Genomic DNA, 15,768 nt, shown 5'->3' with positions numbered 1-15,768 from the left:
CGGCGGCTCCGCACAAGCCCCACGACCCGCCAACCACAGATTTTCACAGACTTGACCGTTCAGTACTGAACAGATCGCCACGAGGAGGACCGATGGATCAGGACGCGATCCCACAGCCAGGCAGGCACGACACGGTTGATCAGCCGTTGACGCAAAAGGACGCCGGTTACGGATTCTTTTTCGATCAGAACATGTGCAATGGGTGCAAAGCCTGCCAGATCGCATGCAAGGACAAACATGACCTGCCTGTCGGCATGAACTGGCGCCGCGTGATCGAATACACCGGTGGCACGTGGAGCACCAACGAGCAGGACGGCACGTTCACGCCCAACGTATTCAGCTACTACACCTCCATCTCGTGCAACCACTGCGAGAACCCGATCTGTATGCGCGTATGCCCCACCACTGCGATGAGCCGACGCGACGACGGCACCGTCTACGTTGATCAGAGCAAGTGCGTGGGATGCCGATACTGCCAATGGGCATGCCCCTACGGCGCGCCGCAGCTCGATTCACGCACCGGTCACATGTCCAAGTGCGACCTGTGCTATGACTACCGCGAGCAGGGTCAGAACCCGGCATGTGTCGACGCCTGCCCGACCCGCGCGCTCGGATGGGGACCGATCGAAGCTCTGCGCAAGGAGTTCGGGTCCGAATCAGGTATCGCACCCCTGCCGGATCCGTCGATCACGAAACCGCACCTGGTCATCAAACCGCACCGTGATGCCCAAAAGTGGGATGAAGGCACCGGTATGATCCAGAATCCTGAAGAGATCTAGACCCGTTACATCGGCACGAAGGAGCATCATGCACATCGGCGAACTCCCCATGATCATATTTACTGTCGTGGCTCAAATGTCGGTCGGAGCATTCTGGATTCTCGGCCTCATTCAGTTGATCGGACGGCGCTCAGGCATGAGTAACACCACGATTGACCGCATCACGAATGCCGGCATGTATGCGGCCGGCCCACTGTTGCTTCTCGGTTTCTTCGCGGCGTTCTTCCACCTCAATGATCCCTTCCATGCGCCCTTCACACTGCTCCATATCGGATCCTCGTGGCTCTCGCGCGAACTCATCTCCGGGGTTCTGTACGCCGGTCTCGGCGCCTGTTTCGCGATCGCTCAATGGTTCAACATCCTCAGCCGCACTGCCCGCGACACCCTCGCAGGACTGACCGCACTTGCCGGTCTGGCTCTGATCATCTCTATGACGGGTGTCTACTACTTCACCGAAACGGTTCCCGCCTGGCACAACATCTTCACGTGGGTTTCCTTCTTCTCCTCAGCGTTCTTTACCGGCTCCCTCGCTGTTGCGCTAGCCTTGTTCATCGCATGGAGTATGCAGTCCGGCAACGCCGCCCCCGCACGCAAGCAAGTCCGCGAGCCAGCTCGTGCAGGTGCTTACGCCGGCACTTCGTCCGTCCTCATTGACGAAGGCGACTCACCCATCACCGACGCTTCACCGAATTCTTCAGCCACGCAGCCAGCGCCACAGGCTCGCGCCGGCAAGAAGACAGGCCTGGTGACCAAGGTGCTGGATATCGTCAAACGTGGCGTGTTCCCTGACGGCCAGCTCTCCGATGAAACCGTGACACTTGCGCAGCGTTCCATGCGCCTGTCCACCGCGATCGCAGCCATTGCCGGGATCGTCCTGATGGTCGCCTACCCCTTCTACATGACGTCTCTGGGATTAGGCAGCGAAGTGGAACGCACCGTCGCTCACCACATTGCCTCACACGGATACCTCGCAATGCGCCTGGTGTCACTGGCCGTTGTGGTCGTGCTGATTGTGCTGGTTGTGCGCAAACAATTGGAAAAGGCAACCAGCCCGTCCAAGCCGCTGGTGTGGCTGCTTGCCGGAGCTTTCGTCCTGGCCGTTCTGACCGAGCTACTCGGCCGCGGTCTGCACTACGAAGGGCTCGTCCGAGTCGGAATCAACACCGTCTTCGGATAACATGACGTATCCGACACGCTGATTCATCCACGATAAGACACTGATGCTTGATACTGATTCACTCGACGCTTTCAGCGCCGCCTTTTCCGTACTTGGCGCTCTGCACCGCGTGCCGGCGCGCGACACGACGGCACGCAGCATTCAAGGCATGCTCAGCGACTGGCCGCTGCCTGCCAGCGGCGCTTCAGCAACGGGTATTGACCTGCTGCGTACCAGCTGTAACGAAGATGAGTATTCGCGTTGGTCGGATCAGGATGCGCTCTACGGCATCTCCGCGCGTGCACAGATCCCACCCTACGAGTCTGTTCACCGCGGCACTGACGGCCTGATCTTTGGCGTGGAGACTTTGCAGGTGCGTCAGTATTACGCGGCTCTGGGCTATGAGGCGCCACGACTGGGCAAAGAACCCGATGACCACATCGGTCTTGAGCTCGACTTCATATCAAAAGCGCTGCTGGTCGTACTCGATCACCTTGAACAGGGCGACAGTGATCAGGCAGAAGACGCCCTCGTCCTTGCCGCATCTTTTACGTACACGCACCTGCTACAGTGGGCGCCTCAGATGCTGGAAAGTGCGGTCGAGCTTGCCCGGACACGTTGGGTACGCGGCCTGATCGAGCTGACCGGTGGCACGCTCGAGCAGTGGAAACAGGCTCTTGAAGATGACGGTCATCCTCTCGAACGCTATGTGCCGAATGAGGCTGCCCTGCACGAGGGTGACCTGACTGCATGCCAGGACGCACAGCGAAGCGGTGGCCCGGTGCCGGTGAAGATTCAGCCGGCACCGTCGCACTCCGCCTCACACAGTTGGCTGAGCGACCTGTGATGACCGCATTCGATCCGTTGAGCGCGCCTGACGCATCCGATGTGATCAGCCGGGGCACACGAGTGGGCACAGCCGCCTCCGTTTTGTCGATGCTCTTCGCATCCACACCCGAGACAGGCGTTCTGCATAACGTTGCGAACCCCGAGATGCTGCGGTTGTGGCCGCTGCGAGATGACGACTCACTGGAAGCGGCACGACAACTTGCCACTGCCGATGAGAGTGCCCGCCAGATTCGCGATGAGTATCTGCTGGTTCTGGGCTTTGGCGGCCCCATCCCGATGACGGAACGCGCTGCGGGGCTGGCGCAGCGTAATGCGTGCGCAGACCTCGACGCTTTATATGCCCGCCACGAATTCCCGACCGTCATGTTGCGCGATGTGCCTCTTGATCACGTGGGCGTGGAGATCGCCTTCGCCGGGCACCTGGCGACTGCTCTTGCCCTGGCGTGGCGCACGCGCGAAGCCGCCGCATGCGCGCAGCAGGCTCACAGTCTCGGCGATTTTCTCGATCACCACCTGGGCCCACTTGCAGCGCGTGTCATTCACGGGATCCGCACACAGTGCGCAACTGCGACGTATCGTGCGGCGGCTCTTCTGCTCACTGGGATGCTCAAGGAAAGCGTGGCGCTCGCCGATTTTGCCGTGCACGCGGATCCAGGCCAGGCGACTTCCAGCGAAACCGACATCTCATGAGCGCGATGCAGGCGGTGCTGCGGTGGCTCGGCGCCTTCGATCCGGCGCACCGCCTGGTGCTGGTGTGTGACCATGAGGCGGTTCCCCCGATCAGCTCTGGAGATGCGGCCCTAGTGTGGGATAGCTGCCTACACACCGTGACCGCTTCTGATACAGCACAGCTGCTGGTCCAAGGTGCCAAGGCTGTTCACTTCGTCCCCTGTTCGGAGCACCCATCGCAGTGCCAGGATACTTTGAAGCATTTGCGCAACATTTTCGGTGACCTGCTCGGCGCCTATAAGACTCCCCGACGCGCAGCCCATCGTCCACGTGTCACTTGGATGGCACACGTGCAGATGCCCCGACGTGCCCTGCTTCCTGTGCCCTCGGATTCGGCGCTGACAATCTCAGCAAGCAACGAGTGGAGAAGCTTCGAAGCTTTCCATGAGTTGGCTGACCAGCGCGCCATCGTCCGGCCCGCGGTATTCGCCGATACCGACCGGGTGCACATGCTGCGCTGTTCGACGTGTTCGGCTCAGGTCGTTCACTGTCAGGTCAACCAGTCCGCAGGCATCGATGCCTCTCAGGCGTTCCACGATTTTTCGGCGCTGTGTCCGGCATGCCAGGTCGCTGTCCATTACTGTCCCGCGCACACCACTCAGGACGAGCAGGGCGCGGCGCTTCTCGCACCTTTCGAAGCTGACGAACAGCGACGCGAGCAGACTGACCTGACGCCATGCACAAAATGCCACAACTTGCATCCCGCGTCGGAGGGCGTTCTGTGCGCGCTGTGCACATTCCGCATGGCGCATCCCTTTGATGCCGCGATTCCTCGCGACGTGTGGGGAACCTTCCCTGAGGACGTGCGCACGCAGTTGCGCGGCATCTGAGCCGCATGGTCGTCTAGCCTGTAGAGTCCCACACTGCGGGGGTTTGCCGTACCGCTTCCGCAAATGCGGCATTAGTGACGAGATAGTTCCGCTATTACCCGTTAGGATGATGAAGATGAATTATCGTATCTCGGAAGTGTCAGAGCTGTTGGGAGTCTCTGACGACACGATCCGTCGATGGATTGACGATGGACGCATCGAATCAGCCGAAGGCTCGTCACCCCGTGAGATCACGGGCGAGTCGTTGGCGCGTTATTTGATGTCCACTAACAACCTGTCAGGTAGCCACACGGCGTCGAGCCGTAACCTACTCAAAGGCCTGGTTCTGGAAGTCGAATCAGACAAAGTCATGAGCCAGGTCGTCATGCAGTGTGGCCCCTTTCGAGTCGTGTCACTGATTTCAACCGAGGCAGTACGAGACCTCGATTTGAAACCTGGCGTCATCGCGCGTGCGCAGATCAAAGCAACGAACGTCGCGATCGTTACGTAACTCGCTCGCGGCCATGCCGCAATGAAAGGATGAACAATGCTTCGCAAATCTGGTACCAGCTTTGCGCTGCTGGCAACGGCAGCATGTGCACTGGCAGGATGCTCCGGTGGCGGCTCAACAGAATCTGAGCAGTCCGAACCCGCAGCTGCCCTTCAGTCAGAAACTTCGCAAAGCTCCGAGGCCGCTTCCGCGTCAGAGGGTCAGAACTACGGTGACATCACTATTTTCGCCGCAAAATCTCTGACGAAGTCCTTCACCGAACTCGGTGAAGCGTTCGAGGCGGAGAACCCAGGCTCGAAAGTGACGTTCAGCTTTGACGGCTCGCAGAACCTGGTCGACCAGATTCACCAGGGCTCCCCCGCCGACGCATTGTTCACCGCCGACCAAAAGAACATGGACAAGGCCGCTGAAAATGGCGACGTCGAAGCTGATGCCTCCTACGCCACCAACACGCTGGTCATGGTGGTTCCCAAGGGCAACCCCGGCCAGGTCGAAGGCTTCACTACCGAGGCGCTCGAAGGTAAGAAGCTCGTGGTGTGCGCCGAGGGCGTCCCATGCGGCAACGCCACCAAGACTCTGGCTGAAAAGAACGGCGTCACTTTCCAGGCCGTGTCCGAGGAGCAGAACGTAGGCGACACGCTCGCCAAGGTTGAAACCGGTGAAGCTGATGCCGGACTCGTGTACAAGACCGATGCCATGTCATCAGACAAGGTTGACGTCATTGAGATCGAGAATGCCGATCAGGTTGTCAACGATTACCGCGTGGCTCTGACGAAGAGTGCGAAGAACAAGGAAGGCGGACAGGCGTTCATCGACTTCATCCTCTCCGACAAGGGTCAGCAGGTCCTCGACGCCTACGGATTCACTGCTCCGACTACGAAGTAAGCAGTACATACCGACATCCATGTGTGACCCGCTTCGGCGGGCCACACTCACGTAAGGGGCATTCGTGAAACTGAAATACGCGCCGTGGCTGACGGCACCGGGGATCCTGGCCGCACTGTTCCTGGTATTCCCGCTGCTCACGATCTTTGTTCAGACGCCGTGGACTGATTTTGGCCGCTTCATTTCCACTGATATTTCTCAGGATGCCCTCTGGCTGTCACTGAAAACGTGCGGAGTATCGGTCGCGCTGTGCGTGTGTCTGGGCGTTCCCCTCGCATTCGTCCTGGCGAATCTGCCGGATGTGTGGTGGACGCGGTTGCTGCGCACAATCGTCACCCTGCCGATGATGTTGCCGCCGGTGGTGGCTGGCTTGGCGCTGCTGCTCACCTGGGGGCGGCGTGGCCTGCTCGGCCAGCACCTGTCGGTGATCGGCATCGAAATCGGCTTCACCTCCATCGCGGTTGTCATGGCGCAGACCTTCGTCGCCATGCCGTTCCTCATCTCCTCTCTTGAGGGTGCGATCCGCACCCGTGGAAACGAATACGACGAAGCCGCCCGCGCGCTCGGCGCCTCGCGTACCCGTACGTTCTTCCACGTCACCTTGCCCGTCATGTTCCCGTCGATCCTGTCAGCAGCTGCCATGTCATTCTCTCGCGCGCTGGGCGAATTCGGTGCGACGATCACATTCGCAGGCTCGCTGCAGGGCACCACCCAAACCATGCCGCTCGCCATTTACCTGCAGCGTCAGTCCTCCACAGAAGAAGCGCTCGCCCTGTCAGTCGTCCTTCTCACCATGGCAATCGTCATTCTGTTCGGAGCGAATCTCCTCGCTGTGCACCTTCCCGGTGTCCGCCCTGCAACCGAGCGGAAACCATACAGCGATCACGCGCAGCGAATTGACGAGGATGCCCTCGACACTCCCCTTCCCGACGAAAACAAGACGGACAGCGTTGACCACTCCAAGGTGGATTCGACCACTGCCACTGCTGCGCGTCCCTCATCGAGCACGGACATCGATGTCGATGCGGAAGTGGCTCAACGTGGAGTAATGCTGAAGGTGCACATTCCCAGCGGTCAGATGACGGCCGTCATGGGGCCGAACGGTTCAGGCAAATCGACGCTGCTGGGGCTGATTTCTGGCACAGTGACTGCGTCCAGCGGTGGAGTCACGTTCTCGCAGCCGTCACCCAGGATCGTCCTACTGCAGCAAAAACCGTTGCTGTTCCCACATATGAGTGTGCTCAAGAACGTGGAGTTCGGGTTGGGTTCGTGCGGAGCGTCGCGCGCCGATGCACGCAGGCGCGCAATGGCTGAGCTGCGGGCGGTGCGAATGGATGGACTGGCGGATCGTCGTTCCACGCAGCTGTCGGGAGGCCAGGCTCAGCGGGCTGCCATTGCCCGCGCCATGGCGTTGGATCCGGACATTGTGCTGCTCGATGAGCCAATGGCCGGGCTGGATGAGCGGTCAGCGCAGTCGGTGCGCACTGAGCTGGAACGCCGCATGCGCACCTCTCCCTTTACCGGCGTGCTGGTAACGCATGATCCAGAGGATGCCGAACAGCTCGCTGATTTCAACGTGCTGATTCGCCACGGCCGTGTCGATCGTGCAGAATCGGTCGACTCCGCTTCCTGAGCATCCAGCCGGGGCGTTGGACCCTCCATTACCCAGCCAACTGGCGTCCGGCCATTGCTTGAACGTCCATCGGGTCAGCGGCTAGCTGCCTGGCGCACGACCCAGCGACTATCGTTCAGCCAGCGTCAGGCTCAAATCCGGGGCGATACCAGTCGCCCGACCGCCCGCCAGCCTTGTGGATGATCTGGCAGTTGGTGATTCTGGCTGAACGATCAACGCCTTTCACCATGTCAATAATCGCCAATGCGGCCACCGAAACAGCGGTAAGCGCCTCCATCTCCACTCCCGTGCGATCTGCAGTTCGGACCGTTGCGCGAATCAGCACCCGGTCCGCGCCCAGTTCAAGATCCACTTCGCAGCCGTGCACGCCGATGACATGAGCCAACGGCAGCAAGTCAGGCACCTTCTTTGCCGCCGCGATTCCCGCAATGCGCGCCACTGCCAGCACATCGCCCTTGGGGACGGTTCCGTCGCGCAGCGTCTGCATGATCTTCGGTGAGCACTCAACCTCGCCAATAGCTGTTGCTTCTCGAACGGTTGGCTTCTTGGCGGTGACGTCCACCATGAAAGCACTGCCGTCTTCATTCAGATGCGTCAGTTTCATCGCGCCCTCCCTAACCACATCACATCAACCAGATCGCCAGCCTCCACCTTCGCACGTTCAGCCGGCACGCGCGCCAGAGCGGCTGCACCGGCAAGGGAGGCCACAAAATGAGACTTCGAGCCGCCGTGGCTGGACGGGTAGATCAGCACGCCATCAGGTGCGACAGTGCCACGCTCGTCCCTGTTGCACTCCCCAATCGTAACTTTCCGCTCGCGGGCAGTGACCGGAAGGAACTGTACGCGGCCAGGTTTGCGTGACCAACCGGTACCTGCGCGAACCGTGGTAAACAGTGCATCAAAATCGACGGGAGGCTCACCGGCGAGCGCGCGCATCAGCGGCACGGCAAACAGGTGCCAGGAGACGAAAACGCTGACGGGATTGCCAGGCAGGCACAGAATCGGGATGCGGCGCGCAGAATGACCCGCAGGCTCGAGCACACCACATCCCTGGGGCTTACCCGGCTGCATCCCCACCTTCACGAACTCCACGCCGTATGCCCGCAAAGCGGCTTTGACCACGTCAAACGCGCCAGCCGAAACGCCGCCTGCCGTGATGAGCAGGTCAACCTGGTCGAGGATATCCTGCAGATCCCTCATGAAATCTTCCACTGTATCGGCGTGGAATGCGCGGACCAACGGCACCGCACCGGCTTCACGGACCATGCCTGCCAGCAGGATTGAGTTGGAGTCCGGGATCTGCCCGAGGGCAAGGTCAGCTCCAGCCTCGCGCAGCTCCTCCCCCGTCGTGATCACTCCGACACGCACCTGTGAACGTACCGCCACCTGCCCGTATCCCACAGAGACGAGGGCGGACAGGTGAGCTGCGGTCAGGTGCGTTCCTGAAGGATAGAGCAGGTCGCCCTCGTTGATGTCCTCACCGCGTCTGCGCACATTTGCGCCTGCAGGAACTGTCGCGGTTGGAACAATCCGGGCGGGCGGATCTGGCGCCATGTTGGCTCCGGCGTCCTGTGTGTTTTCAACCGGGATCACCGCGTCGGCGCCCTCCGGCATCGGCGCACCTGTCATGATGCGTATGGCGCAGCACGCGGGAAGAACTGGAATATCAGTGCGGCCGGCGGGAATATCGTCTGAGACACGCAGTGCGTGGCCCTCGCGTACCTCGTCAGCACGCACGGCAAAACCGTCCATCGCGGAGTTTGTGAACGGTGGGACGGCGAAGCGTGCGCGGATGTCCTCAACCAGAACTCGCCCCAGAGCTTCGTCGATGGGAACAGTACTTTCCGGAAGAGGCTCGCCCAAGGCCACCACGTCGCGATAATGATCGGCAACGTCTTTCATCTGCTTGTTCCTTTCTTCTGCGCGTGCGGTTCCTTACGGCATTTCAGGCTTACTCCGGGTGACCGGAGATGCGCGTTGAAGTCCGCCACTTAAATGTCATGTCCCGTAGTTGCCCCGCAGCTGTGTCGATGAACGCGACACGTCCCAGCAGGAGCTGCCCGTATCCGGCGGCAAGTTTAGTCACCTCTCCTACCATAAGGGATCCGACCATCCCGGTAATCGGACCGATGACAGGCGAGCTCGCTCCCTCTGGGACCACGTCTTCTCGCGGCGCGCACGCATACAGGTCAGTGAGGCGAACCTCGACGGGTACGCCCGCTGTACGCGCAGCAGGACCGCTCCAGAAGGTTGAGACTTGCCCGGCAGCTCCCAGCACGGATCCCCACACTTCAGGTTTACCCAAGCGTGTGGCCGCCGCGTCGATAAGGTAACGGGTGGCGAAATTGTCCGTGGCGTCAACAATGATGTCGAATGGCTCGAACAGGTCATCAACATTTTCAGCCGTCAGGCGCAGGTGGTAACACGTCACGTCCACGTCCGGATTGAGATCAGCGATCCGTCGCGCTGCACTGTCTGTTTTCGCTTGTCCGAGCTCGCTCATGGAGTGAATGACCTGGCGATGCAGATTCGACGTATCCAGTACATCGGAATCCACGATGCCGATGTGACCAATGCCGGCACCTGCCAGATACATCAGCACCGGCGAGCCGAGCCCTCCGGCCCCGATCACCAAAACCGACGTGCCCAGCAGTCGGCGCTGGCCTTCTTCTCCCATGCCGTCGAGCAACATCGGGCGCGCATAGCGTTCGCGTTGTTCGTCGGTCAGTGCCGTGCCGGCTCTTCCAAGCGCTGTGATCATCACCCACCTACTGTACGCGAGTCGAATTGCTGATGAACTGGCGCTGCAACGCTTACCGTGTCAGACCAGTCGCCCTCGGACATGCGCGTAAGAAAACGCGGAGCAGCGGTGCCCGACGGACGGGTTGTTGGCCGCTTCGAGGCGCGTGAGTATGATTGCCTTCATGCCTCATGTTGCGGTGGTCACGATATCTGACAGGTCTGCGGCCGGAGTGCGAACCGACCGTTCCGGGCCGCTCGCACAGAAATTGCTGAGCGAATATGCGCAAGTCAGCGGTGTGGTCATCGTCCCTGACGACGCTGACGCAATTACCGCCGCGATCAGGGATGCTGTTGCCGGCGGAGCCAACGTCGTGTTCACCACGGGCGGCACAGGCTTTTCCACGCGTGACGTCACTCCCGAGGCGACCATGCCACTGTTGTCGAAGCGGGCCGAGGGCGTCGAGGCGGCTTTGCGTTCCAATCCGGAGGTTCCAGCTGCCGCGTTGTCACGCGGGGTGTCAGGCGTCATCGAGTGTGAGGGGCGGCGCGCTTTCGTTGTCAACGCTCCTGGGTCAACGGGCGGAGTGCGCGATGCTGTGGCCGTAGTCGGCCCGCTGATCTCGCACATCACCGAGCAACTTGCTGACGCTGACCACACGGCGCCCGCCGAGCAGATCGGCCAGTCGGCTCATCAGCGTGCCACCCATGCGATCCAGAGCCGCGGGGTCAGCGACGGTTCAGATGCGCGCGTTGTGATCGCAGAAGTCACGGATCAGCCTATAGATGTGACCGCGTTGCAGGAAGCGGTGCGCGATTCTCAAGCAGGTGCCGTGGTTCTTTTTGACGGCCGGGTGCGCAACCATGATGACGGCAAGGGCGTGGTGTCGATTGACTATGAAGCGCATCCCGATGCCGGCATAGTGATTGAACGGATTGCCCGAAGATGTGCGCACGGGTCAGGTGCGATCAAGCTGGCGATTCAGCATCGCTACGGTCACCTTGAGGTGGGTGACGTGGCATTTGCGGCTGCGGCGTCGGCGGCGCACCGGCGCGAGGCGTTCGCCCTGCTGGAAAGTGCGGTTGAACAGGTCAAAGCCGAGTTGCCGGTGTGGAAAAAGCAGGAGTTTGTCGACGGCTCACACGAGTGGACGGGCAGCGCGTAGGGAATGTAGGGTGCAAAGGCTGCGCGCGTGACGCACAGGTCCCGTCCTCGCCCTATCCAACAGCTGCGCACGTGGCGCGAAGTCTTGTGCTACCGGAATCCTGACGGCGTGCGTGCGCCAACAGCTCCGCCCGTGGCGCGGAGTCAGAATTATCCGCCGGCAAATGGTGGCAACACTTCGATCTGGACGTTGTCTCCGAGCTGACAACGCTCCGCCTCGCTGATGGTCTGACCGTCGATAATCAGAGCACACACCCCGACGAGGTCTGCAAAATGCACTGACTTTCCTACGGCTAAGCAGGCCCGCAATTCGGCCGCGTCTATTGACTGCGGCACGTCAACGGTTTCGGTGCGCGTGCCAGCTGCTTCTGCTGCACCAGCGAAATACGTGACGTGAGCTCGAGTCATTTATCCTCCGATCGCGCTCATGGGGCGGCGCGGTTTCAAGAAGTCTGGGTCATTGATCCCGTGACCCGGTTGTTTACCCCACATGGCAAGTCGCCACGTCTGCGCGATGTCCTCGTCGGTGGCGCCTGTGCGCATCATCGTGCGCACATCAGTTTCTGAGCGGGCAAAGAGACAGGTTCGGATATTCCCATCTGCGGTCAGGCGTGTGCGGTCACATTCGCCACAGAAAGGTCGTGTCACTGACGCAATGATGCCGAATCTGCCGCCTGGGTGATCGGCACCTGACATCACATCCCACTCTTCTGCCGGGGAGGCTCCTCGTTCCCGATCGGACCGATGAGCCAAATCAAAGTGTGGGCGCAATGTGTCCAGAATGTCGTCGCGAGTGATCATATCTTCACACTTCCACGATCCGCGCGGTCCAAGAGGCATGAATTCGATAAAACGCAGTTCGTATCCGTTACGCAGCGCATGCCGAAGCAGCTCTGGCGCCTGATCCTCGTTCACACCCGGCATCAGCAGCGCGTTCAACTTGACTGGACGAAGGCCGGCCTGGGCAGCCGCAGCAGCTCCCTGAACCGCATCATCGAATCGGTCCCGTCGGGTCATCATGCGATAGCCCTGGCGAGTCGCCGAATCCATTGAAATGTTGACTCGCTGAAGGCCGGCGCGCGCCAGCGCTTCAGCTCGGTGCGTCAGGCCCAGACCATTGGTCGTCATGGATAGATCTGGCCGCGTCCCTTTCCAGGTACACAAACTCGCCGCGTATGACACAAGTTCTTCCAGGCTGCGGCGCATCAACGGCTCGCCGCCGGTGAAGCGTATTTTTTCTATTCCGCACTGCTGAACGCCAATATGGATCATCCGTTTGATTTCATCATCTGTGAGGATTCGGTCAGGGGAAGAAAACTCCACACCTTCTGCAGGCATGCAGTACTGGCATCGCAAATTACACCTGTCAGTTACCGAGATGCGTAGATCTCTGGCGACTCGCCCAAACTGATCGAGTAACACGGGAACATCCGGGCGCTTTGCCGGATCAAGACGTGCCTGCATCAATGGCATATTCAATGCGATGCTCAAGAAACCTCCTCCGCAATGCACCTAGTGTAAGGAGCCTAGTTTAGCAGCGCAGATCAGCGAACTCTTTGCGCACAACTAAGGCAGTCTGCTCGGCATCAAAGATCAGACCGCGCCTCCCGCCCGTCATCGGAAAGCAGGTATTCTTCGAGCGTTGCGACTTCTTCCCACGTGTCCACGTCAAACCCGCATTGCGACTGATCCGGTACGCCGACAAGATGCGCATCTGAAAACGCTCGCCGCAAGGACTTATTGCGCACGTGATCGCGCATGACATCTTGCAGGAATTCGGATCGATAGATTCCCTGGGTGAGTTGCAGAATGTCGCCTTCTGGCGTGTGCTGAACCGGTACTGCACCGTCGCATGATTCTGCTTCGAACGCTTCTAGCAGCGCCGGGAATAATCGCGCCGACAGTGGTGCATCACACGTCATGAATGCCACGAGGGCGCCCTCGTCAATCGTGAGCGCATGGAATCCCGCAGCATAACCGGCCAGCGGCCCGCCAAGAGGCGGATCCTCGAGTATGCGAATGACGCTGGGCGGCACTGACACGTCGGGGGGCGCCACAACGACAATGCGTGCGCGAGGGGCGGTGCGGCTGATTTCGGCAAGCGCATGATCGAGAAGCCTCTTTCCCGCGACCATCACGTCCGGTTTGGACACTCCACCCATGCGGGCTGCGGTTCCGCCTGCCAGCACGAGAACGCCTGCAAGATGATGCATGCTCATGTCGGGCTCCCCTTGTTGGCCATGCGCAGTGGACATGCGGGCAGGCTCAGTAGTGGCTTTGGGTTGCGAACTGTCACGTTCATGTTACCTTCCCGGCTGAGGACCAATCCGGGAAAACTCCTTGGTCGCGTGTCATCTGACCAATCCAAAGATGGACACCGTCCAATCATGAAAATGTACTCAGCGCCGTACCACCATCCAGGCATCCCCATAAGGAGCAGAGCGAAATCTAGGACACTCCAGTACAGGGCACTGATCGTCCCCCGATACGCCCACCACAACGCGTGGAACTCAAAAGCAACAGAAAATGTTCTATAACCTCAAAGGTTCCGGTGGCCTCACTCTTTTTCATATGCTGCCGTTCTTTCTTGAATGGCACGCAGCTTTTCATGATCGAATTTGGGCGTGCGATCGAAATTGACGATTCCGTTTTTCTCTTGGAAAACATCTGTCAGCTGGGTGTAGCAGTACCCAAACATGTTGCTGTCGCAGCTGAGAACTTGTACTAATCCCTCGAATCGTTCGTAAAACTCCTCCAGACTGTTCACCCTATCTCCGTAGCCCCACGATTCAGCTTGATCGTTGTTTCCTCGTCGATTTCTTGCCTCTTCCTCATTCCACCAGATGCCGCCAAATTCCGACACGAAGAAGGGCTGGCCGTCGTAATCAATCGAAAAACGCCCATCTGCAAAGGGCATCGTATTGTCTTCCAAGACCACTCGATTGACATACGGTTTTCCGTCTTTCAAACCTGCTTGTTCACGTTTAAACGCTGCAGGATCTTGCTCATAAGAATGCGAATCATAGATATCTGCGCCGCGGACTCTATGCGAATACCCGGATGCATCAAGCACGGGGCGAGTCGGATCTGCCAGCTTTGTGGCCCAGTACATTCCCTGCGTGACATCATCCAGCACTGTGATGTGATCATGCAGCACTTGGTGCGTCTCATTTAATGGGCACCATCCGATGATACTTGGGTGTGAAATATCCCGGTTAAGTGTTTCAATCCATTGCGTAACGAACGACGCAGTAGGCTCCTGATTGTATCCAAGAGGTCCTCGACCAGAAACTCCCCAGTCCCCGAATTCTCCCCAGAGAAGATAGCCGTACATATCGGCCCAAAACATCATGCGCTCTTCGAAAACCTTTTGATGAAGCCGCGCACCGTTAAACCCGGCAGAAAGAGCCAGTTGAATATCTTCGACAATTGCATCATCACTCGGTGCAGTCATCAAGGAATCTGGCCAATATCCCTGGTCCAGGACCAGTCTCTGGAAAATCTTCTTCCCATTTATCCGGAACTCGTTGCCCTTAATTGAGATAGAACGAAGACCGCAATACGACGAAATTTCATCCCTGATCGATCCGTCCTCGTTTGCCAGCAGTATCGTCAGTCGGTATAGTTCTGGATCTCCCGGTCCCCATATACGAACTTTTTCAGCAGGAATCTCCACTACGACTTTTGGAGATAAATCCTTCCCAACTGCTACGTGGGCCGACGCGACAAAGTCTCCCTCAGGCTCACTCACAACGACCTTCAGTTGACCATCACATACGCTCCTCGAAACCGAAGCTGTCACTTCAAAGCTCTGCGTTCCCATATTCGGAAACACCTTAACTGACTTAATATGCTCCCGCGGGACGCCTTCCAGCCAAACAGTCTGCCAAATTCCTGTCGTACGCGTGTATTGGCAGTGTGTCGAGTCATACCACGTAGCCTGCTTTCCGCGAGCCTGAGGCATGCCGCGTAAGTCGCGAGCTCGAACAACAACAGTCGCCTCTTCACCGGCACCAACCACACCATCCAAGTCTGCGTCGAATGGTGTAAAGCCGCCCCGATGCCGTGCCACCTCGACTCCGTTAACCCAAACCGTCGTATCGTGATCGACCGCTCCGAAATGCAAAACCGGTCGGATATCATCGTCTTTCCATTCGGATGGAACTGTCAGCGTTTTTCTATACCAGACCGCGTTCAAGAAATCAGTGTTTTCAATTCCCGACATTTTCGACTCAGGCGCAAATGGGACTTCGATAGAATCAGCTAACTGCCGATCCAGCAAACCCCGCTCACGGCCAGAGTCTCCAGGGTCAACCTCAAATTCCCATTGACCATTGAGATTGACCCAATTCTTCCGAGCAAACTGAGGTCTAGGGTGTTCAGGCTTACATGACCCACTCTCCTTATCTGCGGGCCCATCTAGAAGTGCGGCCAATTTTCTTGCTCTTTCACGCACGTCATCCAGAGATGTTTTTTTCTCAGCCTGCTTATTCACCATTTCAAATTCCTCTCA

At 59.0% G+C, this 15,768-nt stretch carries 16 protein-coding genes; 9 read left to right on the top strand and 7 right to left on the bottom strand.

Annotated elements, in window-relative coordinates:
- Positions 1 to 92: 92 nt before the first annotated feature.
- The 8 genes from HMPREF2975_RS00590 (at position 93) to HMPREF2975_RS00555 (ending at position 7,351) form a co-directional block, all read left to right on the top strand.
- On the top strand, positions 93 to 779 hold the full coding sequence (locus HMPREF2975_RS00590; protein WP_070725083.1) for a DMSO/selenate family reductase complex B subunit: 687 nt from the start codon (positions 93 to 95) through the stop codon (positions 777 to 779).
- Between the two features lie 28 nt (positions 780 to 807).
- Positions 808 to 1,956 (top strand): dimethyl sulfoxide reductase anchor subunit family protein, encoded by a 1,149-nt coding sequence (locus tag HMPREF2975_RS00585; protein WP_070725082.1) that lies wholly within the window; start codon positions 808 to 810, stop codon positions 1,954 to 1,956.
- A 43-nt stretch (positions 1,957 to 1,999) separates the two neighbouring features.
- Positions 2,000 to 2,782: a TorD/DmsD family molecular chaperone gene (locus HMPREF2975_RS00580; RefSeq protein ID WP_070725079.1), complete on the top strand. Its 783-nt coding sequence runs from the start codon at positions 2,000 to 2,002 to the stop codon at positions 2,780 to 2,782.
- Positions 2,686 to 3,474 carry a TorD/DmsD family molecular chaperone gene (locus HMPREF2975_RS00575; RefSeq protein WP_083314315.1) on the top strand — a complete coding sequence of 263 codons (789 nt, stop codon included), beginning with the start codon at positions 2,686 to 2,688 and terminating at the stop codon, positions 3,472 to 3,474. Before HMPREF2975_RS00580 ends, HMPREF2975_RS00575 begins: the two co-directional genes overlap by 97 nt.
- On the top strand, positions 3,471 to 4,343 hold the full coding sequence (locus tag HMPREF2975_RS00570) for a hypothetical protein (RefSeq protein ID WP_141757226.1): 873 nt from the start codon (positions 3,471 to 3,473) through the stop codon (positions 4,341 to 4,343). The genes HMPREF2975_RS00575 and HMPREF2975_RS00570 overlap by 4 nt, the downstream gene beginning before the upstream one ends.
- 115 nt (positions 4,344 to 4,458) lie before the next feature.
- Entirely contained in the window at positions 4,459 to 4,833 is a 375-nt protein-coding gene (locus HMPREF2975_RS00565) for a TOBE domain-containing protein (RefSeq protein ID WP_070725133.1), read from the top strand.
- 36 nt (positions 4,834 to 4,869) lie between these two features.
- A complete protein-coding gene (modA, locus tag HMPREF2975_RS00560) occupies positions 4,870 to 5,718 on the top strand; it encodes a molybdate ABC transporter substrate-binding protein (RefSeq protein WP_070725074.1) in 849 nt (282 codons plus the stop codon).
- A 64-nt stretch (positions 5,719 to 5,782) separates the two neighbouring features.
- Entirely contained in the window at positions 5,783 to 7,351 is a 1,569-nt protein-coding gene (locus HMPREF2975_RS00555) for an ABC transporter permease (RefSeq protein ID WP_070725072.1), read from the top strand.
- 115 nt (positions 7,352 to 7,466) lie between these two features.
- Here HMPREF2975_RS00555 and moaC read toward each other — a convergent pair whose 3' ends face one another.
- The 3 genes from moaC to HMPREF2975_RS00540 are packed head-to-tail and all read right to left on the bottom strand — an operon-like array spanning position 7,467 to position 10,112.
- Positions 7,467 to 7,955 carry a cyclic pyranopterin monophosphate synthase MoaC gene (moaC, locus tag HMPREF2975_RS00550; RefSeq protein ID WP_058236293.1) on the bottom strand — a complete coding sequence of 163 codons (489 nt, stop codon included), beginning with the start codon at positions 7,953 to 7,955 and terminating at the stop codon, positions 7,467 to 7,469.
- Positions 7,952 to 9,253 (bottom strand): molybdopterin molybdotransferase MoeA, encoded by a 1,302-nt coding sequence (glp, locus tag HMPREF2975_RS00545; RefSeq protein ID WP_058236292.1) that lies wholly within the window; start codon positions 9,251 to 9,253, stop codon positions 7,952 to 7,954. The genes moaC and glp overlap by 4 nt, the downstream gene beginning before the upstream one ends.
- A gap of 49 nt (positions 9,254 to 9,302) precedes the next feature.
- Positions 9,303 to 10,112 (bottom strand): HesA/MoeB/ThiF family protein, encoded by an 810-nt coding sequence (locus HMPREF2975_RS00540; RefSeq protein WP_070725070.1) that lies wholly within the window; start codon positions 10,110 to 10,112, stop codon positions 9,303 to 9,305.
- 151 nt (positions 10,113 to 10,263) lie between these two features.
- Between HMPREF2975_RS00540 and HMPREF2975_RS00535 the strand changes: the two genes are divergently transcribed.
- Positions 10,264 to 11,256, top strand: coding sequence for a molybdenum cofactor biosynthesis protein MoaE (locus tag HMPREF2975_RS00535; RefSeq protein WP_083314314.1), 993 nt, complete (start codon positions 10,264 to 10,266; stop codon positions 11,254 to 11,256).
- A gap of 149 nt (positions 11,257 to 11,405) precedes the next feature.
- On the opposite strand, the gene HMPREF2975_RS00530 is transcribed toward HMPREF2975_RS00535, so the two are convergent.
- The 4 genes from HMPREF2975_RS00530 to HMPREF2975_RS00515 form a co-directional block, all read right to left on the bottom strand.
- A complete protein-coding gene (locus HMPREF2975_RS00530) occupies positions 11,406 to 11,663 on the bottom strand; it encodes a MoaD/ThiS family protein (protein WP_070725067.1) in 258 nt (85 codons plus the stop codon).
- Complete coding sequence (gene moaA / locus HMPREF2975_RS00525) at positions 11,664 to 12,746, bottom strand: GTP 3',8-cyclase MoaA (RefSeq protein WP_227469063.1); 1,083 nt, start codon at positions 12,744 to 12,746, stop codon at positions 11,664 to 11,666.
- Between the two features lie 95 nt (positions 12,747 to 12,841).
- On the bottom strand, positions 12,842 to 13,474 hold the full coding sequence (locus HMPREF2975_RS00520) for a molybdenum cofactor guanylyltransferase (protein ID WP_070725127.1): 633 nt from the start codon (positions 13,472 to 13,474) through the stop codon (positions 12,842 to 12,844).
- 338 nt (positions 13,475 to 13,812) lie between these two features.
- Positions 13,813 to 15,753 (bottom strand): glycoside hydrolase family 2 protein, encoded by a 1,941-nt coding sequence (locus tag HMPREF2975_RS00515; protein ID WP_083314311.1) that lies wholly within the window; start codon positions 15,751 to 15,753, stop codon positions 13,813 to 13,815.
- Between the last annotated feature and the right edge of the window lie 15 nt (positions 15,754 to 15,768).

It is taken from the genome of Actinomyces sp. HMSC065F12 (assembly GCF_001814535.1).
In the GTDB taxonomy this organism is placed as follows: domain Bacteria; phylum Actinomycetota; class Actinomycetes; order Actinomycetales; family Actinomycetaceae; genus Pauljensenia; species Pauljensenia radingae_A.
Note: the sequence above shows the minus strand (reverse complement) of the source record. Positions and strands in the feature narration are given on the sequence as shown.

Coding starts and splice junctions, on each gene's coding strand:
- HMPREF2975_RS00570 (WP_141757226.1), top strand. CDS start 3,471: ATGAGCGCGATGCAGGCGGTGCTGCGGTGGCTCGGCGCCTTCGATCCG.
- HMPREF2975_RS00575 (WP_083314315.1), top strand. CDS start 2,686: ATGCCAGGACGCACAGCGAAGCGGTGGCCCGGTGCCGGTGAAGATTCA.
- HMPREF2975_RS00540 (WP_070725070.1), bottom strand. CDS start 10,112: ATGATCACAGCGCTTGGAAGAGCCGGCACGGCACTGACCGACGAACAA.
- HMPREF2975_RS00515 (WP_083314311.1), bottom strand. CDS start 15,753: ATGGTGAATAAGCAGGCTGAGAAAAAAACATCTCTGGATGACGTGCGT.
- moaC (WP_058236293.1), bottom strand. CDS start 7,955: ATGAAACTGACGCATCTGAATGAAGACGGCAGTGCTTTCATGGTGGAC.
- HMPREF2975_RS00580 (WP_070725079.1), top strand. CDS start 2,000: ATGCTTGATACTGATTCACTCGACGCTTTCAGCGCCGCCTTTTCCGTA.
- HMPREF2975_RS00590 (WP_070725083.1), top strand. CDS start 93: ATGGATCAGGACGCGATCCCACAGCCAGGCAGGCACGACACGGTTGAT.
- HMPREF2975_RS00530 (WP_070725067.1), bottom strand. CDS start 11,663: ATGACTCGAGCTCACGTCACGTATTTCGCTGGTGCAGCAGAAGCAGCT.
- modA (WP_070725074.1), top strand. CDS start 4,870: ATGCTTCGCAAATCTGGTACCAGCTTTGCGCTGCTGGCAACGGCAGCA.
- HMPREF2975_RS00535 (WP_083314314.1), top strand. CDS start 10,264: ATGATTGCCTTCATGCCTCATGTTGCGGTGGTCACGATATCTGACAGG.
- HMPREF2975_RS00585 (WP_070725082.1), top strand. CDS start 808: ATGCACATCGGCGAACTCCCCATGATCATATTTACTGTCGTGGCTCAA.
- HMPREF2975_RS00565 (WP_070725133.1), top strand. CDS start 4,459: ATGAATTATCGTATCTCGGAAGTGTCAGAGCTGTTGGGAGTCTCTGAC.
- glp (WP_058236292.1), bottom strand. CDS start 9,253: ATGAAAGACGTTGCCGATCATTATCGCGACGTGGTGGCCTTGGGCGAG.
- HMPREF2975_RS00520 (WP_070725127.1), bottom strand. CDS start 13,474: ATGAGCATGCATCATCTTGCAGGCGTTCTCGTGCTGGCAGGCGGAACC.